Source organism: Mesorhizobium sp. P160187, from assembly GCF_057766425.1.
Genome location: NZ_JBYMDX010000004.1, coordinates 359,486 through 371,864 on the forward strand (window position 1 = coordinate 359,486; position 12,379 = coordinate 371,864).

Sequence of the window (12,379 nt, forward strand, 5' to 3'; positions counted from 1 at the left end):
AGGGACCTCAAGGTTTGAGGCCGGTCATGCGCTCGATGAAGTCGGCTATCCCTCCCGTGTCGTCGAGATCGAACACAGGCAGGCTTTCGCCGGTAACCGCGAAGTCGGCGGCAATCGCCACGATATGTCCGTCGTTCGCCGACAGCGGCGAGCGGTCCTTGGCCTCCCGCCGCCGGGTCTCGATCTTTTTGTGCGCCTCGCGCTTGTAGCCTTCGACCAGCACGATGTCGCACGGGGCCAACCGCGACAGGACCGTCTCCAGCGTCGGCTCGTCCTCACCGCGCAATTCATGCATCAGCGCCCAGCGTTTGCCCGACACCACCGCGACTTCGGTGGCGCCCGCCTGGCGGTGACGAAAGCTGTCGGCGCCAGGCTTGTCGATGTCGAACTCATGATGGGCGTGTTTGACCGTCGACACTGTCCAGCCGCGCCGGACGAGCTCTGTGACCAGCTTCTCGGTCAGTGTGGTCTTGCCGGAATTCTTCCAGCCGGTGATGCCGAAGATGTTCATGGGCCGATGCTCTGCAACAGACGCTCGGCCACCGCAAGGTCGTGCGGTGTGTTGATGTTGAAGAACGGGTCGATCTCGTCACTGCCGTGGGTCAGCAACGGAAATTCCACTTCGACACAGTCGTGCCGCTCGATGAAGGCGGAGACGCGCCTGTTGTCCTCGTCGATCAGGAAATGACGCAAGGCCTCACGCAGCCCGAGCGGCCACAGCGCGAAGGTCGGATGCTGCCGGCCGGCGGAACTGGCAACAGCGATGGAGCCTGGTCGCTCGTCAACAGCCGCAGCCAGCCTCTCGACCAGGTCCACCGGCAGGAACGGCGTGTCGCCGGCGGCCGTCGCCAATGCCTTGAAAGCGGTATTCGCTGCCGCCCATTCGAGGCCGGTGAGGATTCCGGCAAGCGGTCCGGCATAGCCTTCCACCGCATCGGCGAGAACCGGAAGACCGGCCGCCTCGAAGCGCGCCGGGTCACCATTGGCGCTGAGCGCCAGCGATCCGACCTGCGGCGCCAGGCGGGCAACGACATGGTCGAGAAGCGGACGCCCGCCAAGCGCCAGCAAAGTCTTGTCGCCGCCGCCCATGCGCCGTGACAGGCCTCCGGCCAGGATAATTCCTGCAATGTCTTGGCTCATGGCCAAGCTATATGCCGTCCGGCGCCATGTCGGGTCCAGCGCTTTCGGCTGCGGGTTTTTGCCGGCCGGCGACCCGCTCGCGATAGAGCGCGTAGAGGCCGGAGCCGATGATGATGGCGGAGCCGAAGATCATCGGCAGGTCGGGGACATCGCCGAAGATGATGACGCCAAGCAGCATCGACCAAAAGAGGGCCGTGTAGCGGAATGGCGCAATGAAGGAGATGTCGCCAGCCCGCATTGCCATGATGATGAACTGGTAGCCGATCAGCACCAGCACCGCCGCCAATGCCAAAAGTGCCGTGCCTTTGCCGGACATCGGCGTCCAGCCGCCCATCGGCGACAGCAGCACGGCGCCAACGATGGTCATGGCGATTGCCGTTGCCGTCGACACCAGCAAGGTCGGGATAGCCCTCGGGATGCGCTTGGTGGCGAGGTCACGTACTGCGCAACAGGCGACGCTGACGAGTGCGTACAGCGAATAGACGCTGAAGCCTTCGAAGCCTGGCCGCACGATGATCAGAACGCCGCCGAAGCCGACCGCGATCGCCAGCCAGCGCCGCCAGCCGACCGCTTCGTTGAATACGAGTGCCGCCCCCATCGTCACCGCCAGCGGCAGCGCCTGCAGCACCGCCGAGACATTGGCGATCGGCAGATGCGCTAATGCCACAAGGAAGGCGACGGTGGCGCCGGCCTCGGCGACCACGCGAAGCGCCACCAGCGGCTGCAGCATCGACCTCGGTCGCGCGAGCGCGCCTTGCTGCCAGGCGAGCAGGCCGACGAGCAGCGACGCAAAGGCGCCGCGCACCAGCATGACCTGCGCCATGTTCATCGATTCCGACGAGAACTTGGTGATGGCGTCGTTGAGGGTGAAGCCGATCATGGCCACCATCATGCACAGCGCGCCGCGAATGTTTGGGGAAAGAGGCAAGGGCGTTACCGGTTTTGCAAGAGCAATTCCAGGAAAAGTGTGAAACGGTTTTCCGTCCGGAATTGCGTGAAAACAAAGAATAAAGCGGTTCGACGTTTCGGCGAAACGGTGAACCGCTCAAGCCTGTAGCAGCCGGCGGCAAGACAGCAACGTCAAAGAAATAGGCCACGGATTTTCACCCGTGACCCATAGAAATCCCTGAGAGGGCTGGCCGGATGACCGGCAGGCTCATTTCGGCGTCAGCACCTCGGTGCCGCTGCCGTTCTTACCGGCGATGGTCCACAGGCCGTGCAGCGAGCCGTCATCCTCTACCTTGTAGACGACGAGACCGATTTCTTTGCCCATGACATAGCCGGCGGAGAAGGCATCGTCGTTGCGCATGCAGATGCCGTCCGACGATGATCCGCCCGTCTCCCAATGGATGGTGCAGGTGGTCTCGCTGGTCAGCGTGATGGTGGCTTCGCCGCCATATTTCGAGCCGTCGAAATTGGTGCCCGCGACGGTGTAGCTGCCACCGATGGACTGTGCTGCTGCCGGCGCGGCGGCAAACCCAAGCAGTGCAAGAGAAAGTAAGAATGTGCGCATGTCGTATTCCCCCAAACCGAGCGACGAGCCGCTATGTCCAAGAATTTAGGCTCGAACGCGCTTGCGGTAAATCCGCCAGCTATATGCGCATGAGACTTTTTCTGGTGTGTGTCCGAAAAGCTCACGGTCCTTTGAGGCTGCCGGCGATGGCGCCGACCAGCGGATCGTATTTCGCTTTAACGGCCGGCGGATAGTCGATCCGCACGGTGCGGATGACGCCGTCCTTGCCGAACAGGCGCCGTTCGTAAAAGAACTTGCCATCCTTCAGTCCCGGCAGCACCGCCCAGTTCTTGCCGGTCTTGCTGTAGCTGATCTGGTAGCCCGCTTCCTTGATTGCCTTCTCCTCGGCGACGAAGCTCTTTGGGGTGTCGTCACTGACGTTGAAAATACCGGAGCAGATCAGGCTGGCGCCGTCGGCGCTGAGCCATTGCTGTCCGTCGCCATTGTACGGCTCGGGCTGGCGATCGGTGAAGATGTCGTCGGGAAAGGTGCAGACCGTGCCGAAGCGCGCATTGGTGTAGGTGAACGGCGCTGCATTGGCGCTGCCTGCCGCTATCAGTGCAACTGCCAATCCAATGGAAAGACGCTTCATTCGATGTCTCCAGCCAACAATGGGAGACACTCCTTGCACCAAATCTCGGAAAAAATCAGCCGCCGGTGACGCTCATATGCCTGGATACCGAGGGGCGGCTGGTGCGGCGGTCGATGATGAAATCATGGCCCTTCGGCTTGCGGCCGATCGCTTCGTCGATGGCAGCAGCGACCAGCTCGTTGCCTTCGGAGGCACGCAACGGCGCGCGCAGGTCGGCGGCATCCTCCTGACCCAGGCACATATAGAGCGTGCCGGTGCAGGTCAGCCGCACGCGGTTGCAGCTTTCGCAGAAATTATGCGTCATCGGCGTGATGAAGCCCAGCCTGCCGCCGGTCTCTGCGACATGGACGTAGCGGGCCGGACCGCCGGTCTTGTAGGGGATGTCGCTCAGCGTGAACTGGCGCTCGAGCGAAGCGCGCAGCAGCGACAGCGGCAGATACTGGTCGGTGCGGTCGGCGTCGATCTCGCCCATCGGCATGGTTTCGATGACGGTCAAGTCCATGCCGCGGCCATGCGCCCAGCGCATCATCTCCGGCAGCTCGACGTCGTTGAAGTCCTTCAGCGCAACGGCGTTGAGCTTCACCTTCAGCCCCGCCGCCTGCGCGGCATCGATGCCTTGCATGACCTTGTCGAGATGGCCCCAGCGGGTGATGGCGTGGAACTTGTCGGCATCGAGCGTGTCGAGCGAGACATTGATGCGCTCGACACCGCAATCGGCAAGCTCGGCGGCAAAGCGCGACAGCTGCGAGCCATTGGTGGTCAGCGTCAACTCTTCCAGCGCGCCGCTCTTCAAGTGCCGCGACAGCTGGCGCACCAGATGCATGATGTTCTTGCGCACCAGCGGCTCGCCGCCGGTGAGGCGCAGTCTGCGCACGCCCTTTTCGATGAAGACGGTGCAGAGCCGGTCGAGTTCCTCGAGCGACAGCAGGTCCTTCTTGGGCAGGAACGCCATGTCCTCGGCCATGCAATAGGTGCAGCGGAAATCGCAGCGGTCGGTGACCGACACGCGCAAGTAGCTGATCGTGCGACCGAAGGGATCGATCATGTCCATGCGTTCAAGCGTTTCCAATGCTACGAGTGGTGCCGTTATATACGGCTATGTGATACGATCCAACCCGCCATTCAAGATAGCCGCTCTCGATCTTTGGTGACATTCCCCGGCCGACATCCGATGTCGGCCGGGTCCAAATGGCCTTTTCCGCTCGCGCGAAGCAGCGTAGGGAAGGGCGGATCGATGCGGGATGCAGAACAATGACGGCGCCGAAGGAACTCAGGGTCTCGAAGGACAGAAAACTGCTGTCCGTCACCTTTCCCGATCATCGGCCGTTCGAGCTGCCGGCCGAACTGCTGCGCGTCGCTTCACCCTCGGCCGAGGTGCAGGGCCATTCGCCGGACCAGCGGGTGACGGTTCCCGGCAAGCGTAACGTTGCTATCCTGAAGATCGAGCCGGTCGGCAACTACGCCGTGCGCATCACCTTCGACGATTTTCACGACACCGGCATCTTCACCTGGAATTACCTGCACACGCTTGGCCACGAAAAGGACGCGCGCTGGAATGCCTATCTCGCCGAGCTCCAGGAGAAGGGACTGAGCCGCGACCGCTAGTCGGCACTGTCCGCAAAACGTCATTGACTGGGGGTAACGCCGGCAAAGGTTCGGAGACGGGAAAATGTCTGACATCACCACGGTCGAACAGCTCGAAGCCCTCTACGGCCTGCCCGGCGAAGCGTCGAAGATCAAGGAACTCGACCACGTCATTCCCGAATATGCCGCCTTCATCGAAGCCTCGCCTTTTGTCGCTCTGGCGACGAGCGGGCCGGAAGGGCTGGACTGTTCGCCGCGCGGCGATCTCGCCGGCTTTGTGCGCATGCATGACCCGAGAACGCTGATGATGCCGGACCGACGCGGCAACAACCGCGCCGATTCGCTTAAGAACATCATCCGCGATCCTCGCGTCGGGCTGCTGTTTCTTGTCCCGGGTTCGGGCACGACGCTGCGCGTCAACGGCCGCGCCCGCATCGCCACCGACGCCGCGCTTTGCGCCTCCTTCGCCGTCGAAGGCAAGCCGGCGCGCTCGGTCACCGTGGTCGATGTCGATTCGGTCTATTTCCAGTGCGCCCGCGCCATCGTTCGCTCGGAGCTGTGGAACCCGGCAAAGCAAGTCGACCCGAAATCGCTGCCGACACCCGGAACAATCCTGGAAGTCACCAGCCGCAAGAATATCGATGCCGGTACTTACGACAAGGAATGGCCGGAGCGGGCGAAGAAGACGATGTGGTGAGGTGGGAGGCGCGTGGATCGAACGGCTCAGGTATCCTTCAGCACGTCATAGATCTTGCGCATCTGTTCGCCGATCATGTCGCACTGTTCCGCTGTCGACTGGCTCATCGCCTTTTCGATCAGCGCCATATGCACCTTCAGCGCTTTCATCAGGAGCTCCGTGCCGGCCTCGGTAAGCGTCAGCCGCAGCACGCGCTTGTCCTTCTCGTCGCCTTCGCGGCGCAACAGGCCGCGCGCCTCGAGCTGCGGCAACAGCATGGTGATGTTGGAGCGGCCGACCAGCAGTTTGCGGGCGAGATCGTGCTGCGACATGCCGGGATGGCGATAGAGGTTCATCAGCACGTCGAGCTGCGCCGGCTTGAGGTCCAGCGGCGCCAGCTTTACCGCCAGCGCACGCTCCAGCACATGGCAGGCGCGCGCCACCGCGACCCAGTTGCGAAAGCGCGGGTTGTCCCAGGGCAGCTCTTGTTTAATGTTCATGTTTGAACTATTATGTTCATGCTTGAACGGAATGGATGGATCGCCACTATGGCATCATTTGGACTGAAGGTCATCCGGGGCGTGTTCGGCGCGGCCGAGCTTGTGGCGCCGCGTCTGAGCGGGCGCGCGGCCTTCGAACTGTTCTGCCGCACGAGGAGCGTGAAGGCGCTCAGCGACGGCGAGCGGCGTGCGGTCGACCGCGCCGCCGGCTTCATGGCCGAGGCGCGCCATCATCGGCTGACGACCAAGGCCGGCTGCGTCATGGTGCACGAATTCCGGCCCGAGCCGGGCAGGGCGTCCGCCGGCACGGTGCTGGTGGTCCATGGCTGGCGTTCGCGCACGGAATATATGCGGGCGCTGATCGAAGGCTTTCGCGATGCGGGCTACCGGGTCGCCTCGCTCGACCTGCCGGGCCATGGCCAGTCGCTGGGCCGTCATCTCAATATGGTCAATGCGGTCGAGGCGGTCAGGGTCGCCGGCGAATGGTTCGGTCCGTTCAAGGCGATCGTCGGCCATTCCTTCGGTGGCGCCGTCGCCGCCAATGCCATTGCCGGTTCGATCAAGGGTATCCAGCCCGTCGCGGCCGAGCGGCTGGTGCTGGTCGCCGCGCCAAGTTCCCTGCCGGCGATCTTCGCCGACTTCAGCCGCATGCTCAATGTCGGTCCGCGTTCGCAGGTTTCCATGGCCGATCAGGTGAAAAGGCTGTCGGGCCGGCCGCTGCATGAATTCACCGGCGACCGCCAGTTGGCTGAGGCGCCGGTGCCGACGCTGGTCATCCACGCGCCGGACGACCGCGAAGTCCCCGCCGATCATGCCACACGTTATGCCGGCGCCGGCAGCCATGTGCGGCTGCACTGGGCCGATGGGCTCGGCCACCGTCGCATTCTCGCCGACAAAGGTGTTGTCGAACGCGCTGTGACTTTTGTCAAAAACGAGCGCGAGCTGATACTGCATTGATTCCAATGGGTGTATTGTCGACTCTGACAACGCCGGAGCGGTGAGCTAACCGTTCTTCTTGCCGCCCGGCTCGACGGGCAATCCGGCCGCCTTCCAGGCGGTATAGCCGCCAAGGATGTGCTTGACCGGCGACAGCCCCATATCCTGCGCCGTCTTGGTGGCCAGCGCCGAGCGCCAGCCGCCGGCGCAAAAGAAGACGAAGCTTTTGCCCGAGGCAAAGAACGGCTTGTGGTAAGGGCTTTCGGGATCGATCCAGAATTCCAGCATGCCGCGAGTGACATGTTTGGCGCCGGGGATCTGGCCGTCCCGCTCGATCTCGCGTGGATCGCGCAGGTCGACGAAGATGGTGTCCTCGTCGTCGAGCAGCCCGGCCGCTTCCTCGGGCGAGACCACCTCGATCTCGGCATTGGCCTCGTCGAGCAACTCGCGATACCCTTTTTTCACGGATGATCCCTCCCGGCGCATTTCGCCGCCGACTGGATTTCCAGCACAAGCTCCGCGCTTTGTCACGCTGTTCCGACCAGCCCCTGCCACGCCGCCATCGCTCCGGCCACTGTGGCCATCAGCGCTTCGCACGAGGCGCCGTCGCGGGCCTGGATCGACATGCCGTGCTGGACCGTCGCATAGAAGGTCGCCGCCGCGTTGCTGTCGAAGCCCGCTGGCAATTCGCCTTCCGCCACACCGCGTTCCAGCCGTCTCAGCAAGAGGGTGTGGTTTTCGGCGCGGCGGCGGCGCAAATCATCGCAGATCGCGCCGCTGCTTGAATCCTGGTGCAGTGCGCCCAGCGCGATGAGACAGCCCTGCGGGCGGTCGTCCTGAGAGTACGCTTTTGCCGTCTGGCGCAGGAAATTCTCGATCGCCTGGCATGCCGTCGGCGCTTCGTCCAGCGCGCTCCAGATCTCGGTGCCTTCGTTGCGGGTGTAATACTCGGTCGCTTCCAGAAACAGCGCCTCCTTGCTGCCGAAGGCGGCATAGAGGCTGGGCGAGCTGATCCCCATCGCCGCGGTCAGGTCGGCGATCGAGGTGCCCTCATAACCTTTGGCCCAGAACAGCTCCATCGCCTGCCGCAAGGCGGCGGTTCGATCGAAGGTGCGGGGGCGGCCTCTTTCCGGCATGGCGCTCTTTTCTGTGTTGATCGATACATAATTCACTTGACGTCGCCAGGCAAGGCTGCCAGATATTTATGTATCGAACGTTACATAAAAGGAGAAATGACATGTCAGCGAACGGATTGAACGGCAAGGCAGCACTGGTCACCGGCGGCAGCCGCGGCATTGGTGCTGCGATTGCCAAACGGCTCGCGGCCGATGGCGCCGACGTCGCCATCACCTACGTCAACAGCGCGGCGCCGGCCCAAGCTGTCGTCGCCGAGATTATAGCGGCAGGTGGTCGCGCGATCTCCATCCAAGCCGACAATCGCGACGCTGCCGCCATCGAAAATTCGGTCACCGAGGCGGTGAATGCCTTCGGCCGGCTCGACATCCTGGTCAACAGCGCCGGCATCTGGCGCGCGGCGCCGATCGAACAGATGTCGCTGGCCGACTTTGACGAGACCATTGAGGTCAATCTGAGAGCGCCGTTCGTGGCCTCGAAGGCGGCAGCGGCTCACATGGGCGAGGGCGGCCGCATCATTTCGATCGGCAGCAATCTGGCCGAGCGCGTCACCGACACCAGCCTCAGCGCCTATTCGACCAGCAAGGCTGCGCTGGTCGGCCTGACCAAGGCGCTGGCGCGAGACCTCGGTCCGCGCGGCATCACCGCCAACGTCGTTCATCCCGGTTCGACCGACACCGACATGAACCCGGCCGAAGGCCCGCATGCCGAACACCAGCGGCGGAAGATGGCGACGCCCCGCTTCGGCAAGGCTGACGAGATCGCCGGCATGGTTGCCTGGCTCGCCGGTCCAGAAGGGCACTTCGTCACCGGCGCCGCGCTCACCATCGACGGTGGCGCCAACGCCTGAAGCAGCAGCCGCTTTGACCGGTCTGGAGCGGCAACGCCGCTCCAGACGTCACGATGTTGTGAAACCGTTCTGCAACAGGCCTGCGGAAATTTATGGAAGCTTAACGAAATCGGTATGAATCGGTATAGTAGCGCCTTACATCCGCCATGCGGTTGGCAAGATCGTCGAGCGGCGCGGAACGGGAGCCGGCTTGCAGCCGGAGCGGGTGATTAATGAAATTCCTCGGAAATAAAGCCACCGTGATGCCGCTTGCAGTGGCGGCAGCACTGGCCTTCGGTGTGCCGCAGGCAAGCGCGCAGGGCCTGTTCGACATGCTGTTCGGCGGTGGCGTCAAGCACAGGCCGCAAGGCGAATTCCCGCCGCCGCCAAAGCGCAAGCCGAAGCCCGCCGTATCGGGCGGCGGCGGCACCAGGATCAGCAGCCCGTCCTACTACACCTACAAGGCCGACCGGCTGGTGCGCGTCGACTTTGCCGCGTTGGTGGCAGCACCTCCCCAGGTGGCAACAGCTGAAGACGCCGCCTTTGTGCCGTCGGCGACCAGCACTGCCTTCCGCGAAGCCGTTGCAGGCCTTAGTGACTATGAACTCTATGCCGAGCCCGATATCGCCAAGGCACTGATTGCCTATTACTCTGCCAATCCTGATTTCATCTGGGTGAATGATGGCAATCCCAATGCCCGCGCCCAGGATGCGGTGCGGGTGCTCGGCGAAGCCGCAAGCTATGGTCTCACGTCGGCCGACTACACGCTCGAGGTGCCGGCAGCCAACGCATCGGCAGTCGATGCCGACGCCCATCTGAAGGAACTCGTCCGCTTCGAGATGGCGCTGTCGGCGCGCGTACTGCGCTATGCCCGTGACGCCCAGAGCGGGCGCGTCGATCCCAATCGCATCACCGGCTACTATGAATTTCCGCCGAAGCCGGTCGACATGGAAGGCGCGCTCAAGACGCTGGCCCACACCCAGGAAGTGCGCACCTACCTCGAATCGCGGCACCCGCAGAACGCGGAATATCAGGCGCTGCGCGTCGAACTTGAATCGCTGCAGGCGAGCGCCGAAAACGAAATCGTCGTCGATCCCAAGCTGTTGCTGAAGCCCGGCGAGACCAGCGCCGAACTGCCGAAGCTGCTGACGCTGATCGCGCGCAATCTCGACGACGAGATGGGCGGCGCCTATGGCGAGATCCTGTCTCGTCTCGGCACCAGCGATGTCTATGTTCCCGAACTGGTTCCGATCATCAAGGCCGTGCAGGTGAAGGCCGGCATGAAGGGCGATGGGGTCATCGGCCCGCGCACCGTCGCCTCGCTCGCCGGCGCATCCAAGGCAGACAGGCTGCAGAAGGTGCAGGTTGCGCTGGAAGAGTTGCGCTGGCTGCCGTCCGATCTTGGTAGCCCGCGGGTCTTCATCAACCAGCCCGCCTTCACCGCCAGCTATATCGACAATGGCGAGGAGAAGCTGAAGACCCGCGTCGTCATAGGCCGGACCACGAACCAGACCGCCTTCTTCTTCAAGGAGATCAAGCAGGTCGATTTCCATCCCTATTGGGGCGTGCCGCAGTCGATCATCGTCAACGAGATGCTGCCAAGGCTGCGTAGCGATCCGGGCTATCTCGACCGTGCCGGCTACGAGGTGACCGATTCGCGCGGCAGGCGGGTTCCCTCTTCCTCGGTCAATTGGGGCGCCTACGGCGCCAACATTCCCTACAGCGTGCGCCAGCAGCCGAGCGAAGCCAATGCGCTGGGCGAACTGAAGATCCTGTTCCCCAACAAGCACGCCATCTACATGCACGACACGCCGCAAAAATCCTTCTTCCAGCGCGATATGCGGGCGCTCAGCCATGGCTGTATTCGCCTTCAGGATCCACGTGGGATGGCGGCGGCGGTGCTCGGCGTCTCGGTCGACGACATCGCCGAAAAGCTCAAGCACGGCCATGCCAGCGAAGACGTGACACGCACGATTCCCGTCTATGTCTCCTACTTCACTGCCTGGCCGGATCTGTCCGGCAAAGTCGAATATTTCAACGACGTCTACGACCGCGACACGCGGCTGATGCAGGCGCTGGAAGCGACTGAAGCGGTGCGCTCGCCGACGAGCTGAACCAGCGGAGTTCCTCGTTCAACGAACGAGGAACTCACTTTGTCTCTCTGGTTTTATTAGATTTTTGGCCGATGGACGGTCGCCCGTTTCCTGCGATCAGCGCTGGATGAGCGGACGCCGGAAGCCGGCGTCGCGGCCCGCGATTAGCCAATAGACCAGACCGGCTACGAGGCCGGCGGCGGCGATGATGCCGATATCGGCCCAGCGTCCGGCATCCTCTTCCGCGGCCGGCCAGACCAGGAAAAAGCCGGCTGCAGCGGCAGCGGCGCCAAACAGCATGTGCACCAGGAAATTGCGCAGGGCAAAGAATTCGGCGAGCAGCGCGAAGATCAGCGTCTGCAGGCCGGTCAGCACGATCGTCAGGAAATAGACGACCATGCCGAGCGGCGGCCACAGCAGCACGACAATGGGCGAAAATTGCATGGCGCCGAAATAGTCCGGCGCGTTGGGCAATACGGCGAGTGCGCAATATATCGCCACGACCGCGAACAATCCGATCAGCACCGAAACGAAATAGCCGGCAAGCATCATCAGGATGCGCTTCAAAACATGCTTAACCATGGCCATGCACCCCCGTGCCCTGCAACTGTTACGCGCACTCAGCCATCAAAGGCGGATCGGCGCAAGAGTGCATCCAGCAGTGCTTTGCGGCAAATCTTCAGGCGCCGCCGCATAGATGTTGTGAATCCGGCAAAACCCATGTGCCTTTTATCGTGAGGTCGACGCCGTAATAGACCCGCCCGCGCTCGTCGCCCTGCGGACAATCCCTCGGGATCGATATCAGGCACATGACGACAGGATCGCCGGCTTTCGAACTGGCAAGGCCAGGCTCCCGCTCGTAGGAAACCCCGGCGCCGCCATTGCTGAACCGCGCCAGGCTGCCGGCTTCAGGGCCGGCGGTTTCCAGCGGGTCGTCGCCGAGCCGCGTCGTCAGCGCGGTGATGTGGGTCAAGGCGCATTGGCCGATCGACGAGGGCAGGGGCTGGTCGGGGCTGCCCGGATGGCGGGCCGCGGTGTCGAGCGCCTTCTTGCCGATCAGGGCGATGTTGTAATCCTGCACCCAGGACGGCGCATTGCCGTAGGTCTGCAGCGCATTGTTCTGGGCGCTGACGATGCAGGCGGCATCCTGCCCGCAGGCGTTCCTGTCAGTGATGAGCGCACGGGCGATCTTGCGCTTGTCGCGGCCAAAGGCTGGCTCGAAACCCGTAAAGGCCTTGGCGACCAAGGCATCAATTGCCGACAGTTGCGGTCGGCACAGATCGCCTTTTCCACCGGCAGGCTGGCTTTGCGGCAATCGAAGGACGGCCCGTCGGCACGCGCTGGACCAAGGCAGACCGCCGCGCCAGCCAGTGCGACGACAA

The 12,379-nt window shown here is 63.1% G+C and carries 16 protein-coding genes; 5 read left to right on the forward strand and 11 right to left on the reverse strand.

Features of this window, described 5'->3' with window-relative positions; all coding sequences use genetic code 11:
• Positions 1 to 7: 7 nt before the first annotated feature.
• The 6 genes from mobB to moaA form a co-directional block, all read right to left on the reverse strand.
• Positions 8 to 511, reverse strand: a complete 504-nt coding sequence (gene mobB / locus AC3CCE_RS18740) for a molybdopterin-guanine dinucleotide biosynthesis protein B (RefSeq protein ID WP_023690740.1) — start codon at positions 509 to 511, stop codon at positions 8 to 10.
• Entirely contained in the window at positions 508 to 1,140 is a 633-nt protein-coding gene (gene mobA, locus AC3CCE_RS18745) for a molybdenum cofactor guanylyltransferase MobA (RefSeq protein WP_023682493.1), read from the reverse strand. The genes mobB and mobA overlap by 4 nt, the downstream gene beginning before the upstream one ends.
• A 7-nt stretch (positions 1,141 to 1,147) precedes the next feature.
• Entirely contained in the window at positions 1,148 to 2,068 is a 921-nt protein-coding gene (locus tag AC3CCE_RS18750) for a DMT family transporter (RefSeq protein ID WP_023682494.1), read from the reverse strand.
• Positions 2,069 to 2,296: 228 nt separating this feature from the next.
• Positions 2,297 to 2,653: a hypothetical protein gene (locus AC3CCE_RS18755; RefSeq protein WP_023682496.1), complete on the reverse strand. Its 357-nt coding sequence runs from the start codon at positions 2,651 to 2,653 to the stop codon at positions 2,297 to 2,299.
• Between the two features lie 121 nt (positions 2,654 to 2,774).
• Complete coding sequence (locus AC3CCE_RS18760; protein WP_352626182.1) at positions 2,775 to 3,245, reverse strand: hypothetical protein; 471 nt, start codon at positions 3,243 to 3,245, stop codon at positions 2,775 to 2,777.
• Between the two features lie 55 nt (positions 3,246 to 3,300).
• Positions 3,301 to 4,296, reverse strand: coding sequence for a GTP 3',8-cyclase MoaA (gene moaA, locus AC3CCE_RS18765; protein ID WP_031196299.1), 996 nt, complete (start codon positions 4,294 to 4,296; stop codon positions 3,301 to 3,303).
• Between the two features lie 200 nt (positions 4,297 to 4,496).
• On the opposite strand from moaA, the gene AC3CCE_RS18770 reads away from it, so the two are divergent.
• Both AC3CCE_RS18770 and AC3CCE_RS18775 read left to right on the forward strand, forming a co-directional pair.
• Entirely contained in the window at positions 4,497 to 4,850 is a 354-nt protein-coding gene (locus AC3CCE_RS18770; protein ID WP_023668999.1) for a gamma-butyrobetaine hydroxylase family protein, read from the forward strand.
• 64 nt (positions 4,851 to 4,914) lie between these two features.
• Positions 4,915 to 5,526 (forward strand): pyridoxamine 5'-phosphate oxidase family protein, encoded by a 612-nt coding sequence (locus tag AC3CCE_RS18775; protein ID WP_352626183.1) that lies wholly within the window; start codon positions 4,915 to 4,917, stop codon positions 5,524 to 5,526.
• A gap of 26 nt (positions 5,527 to 5,552) precedes the next feature.
• Here the strand turns inward: AC3CCE_RS18775 and AC3CCE_RS18780 are convergent, their stop codons facing one another.
• A complete protein-coding gene (locus AC3CCE_RS18780; protein WP_023668997.1) occupies positions 5,553 to 6,005 on the reverse strand; it encodes a MarR family winged helix-turn-helix transcriptional regulator in 453 nt (150 codons plus the stop codon).
• A gap of 48 nt (positions 6,006 to 6,053) precedes the next feature.
• Here AC3CCE_RS18780 and AC3CCE_RS18785 point away from each other — a divergent pair, with 48 nt between their 5' ends.
• Positions 6,054 to 6,962 carry an alpha/beta hydrolase gene (locus tag AC3CCE_RS18785; protein WP_352626184.1) on the forward strand — a complete coding sequence of 303 codons (909 nt, stop codon included), beginning with the start codon at positions 6,054 to 6,056 and terminating at the stop codon, positions 6,960 to 6,962.
• 45 nt (positions 6,963 to 7,007) lie between these two features.
• Here AC3CCE_RS18785 and AC3CCE_RS18790 read toward each other — a convergent pair whose 3' ends face one another.
• On the reverse strand, positions 7,008 to 7,406 hold the full coding sequence (locus tag AC3CCE_RS18790; RefSeq protein WP_023688500.1) for a rhodanese-like domain-containing protein: 399 nt from the start codon (positions 7,404 to 7,406) through the stop codon (positions 7,008 to 7,010).
• 62 nt (positions 7,407 to 7,468) lie between these two features.
• A complete protein-coding gene (locus AC3CCE_RS18795) occupies positions 7,469 to 8,077 on the reverse strand; it encodes a TetR/AcrR family transcriptional regulator (RefSeq protein ID WP_023710494.1) in 609 nt (202 codons plus the stop codon).
• A 101-nt stretch (positions 8,078 to 8,178) separates the two neighbouring features.
• On the opposite strand from AC3CCE_RS18795, the gene AC3CCE_RS18800 reads away from it, so the two are divergent.
• Positions 8,179 to 8,925, forward strand: coding sequence for a 3-oxoacyl-ACP reductase family protein (locus AC3CCE_RS18800; protein ID WP_352543594.1), 747 nt, complete (start codon positions 8,179 to 8,181; stop codon positions 8,923 to 8,925).
• 212 nt (positions 8,926 to 9,137) lie between these two features.
• Complete coding sequence (locus AC3CCE_RS18805; protein WP_352626185.1) at positions 9,138 to 11,018, forward strand: L,D-transpeptidase family protein; 1,881 nt, start codon at positions 9,138 to 9,140, stop codon at positions 11,016 to 11,018.
• A gap of 96 nt (positions 11,019 to 11,114) precedes the next feature.
• Here the strand turns inward: AC3CCE_RS18805 and AC3CCE_RS18810 are convergent, their stop codons facing one another.
• Together AC3CCE_RS18810 and AC3CCE_RS18815 are read right to left on the reverse strand one after the other, a co-directional pair.
• Complete coding sequence (locus AC3CCE_RS18810) at positions 11,115 to 11,585, reverse strand: hypothetical protein (RefSeq protein WP_023668992.1); 471 nt, start codon at positions 11,583 to 11,585, stop codon at positions 11,115 to 11,117.
• Between the two features lie 91 nt (positions 11,586 to 11,676).
• The gene (locus tag AC3CCE_RS18815; RefSeq protein ID WP_352626186.1) at positions 11,677 to 12,243 is read right to left on the reverse strand and encodes a hypothetical protein; all 567 of its coding nucleotides are present in this window, start codon (positions 12,241 to 12,243) and stop codon (positions 11,677 to 11,679) included.
• Positions 12,244 to 12,379: the final 136 nt, after the last annotated feature.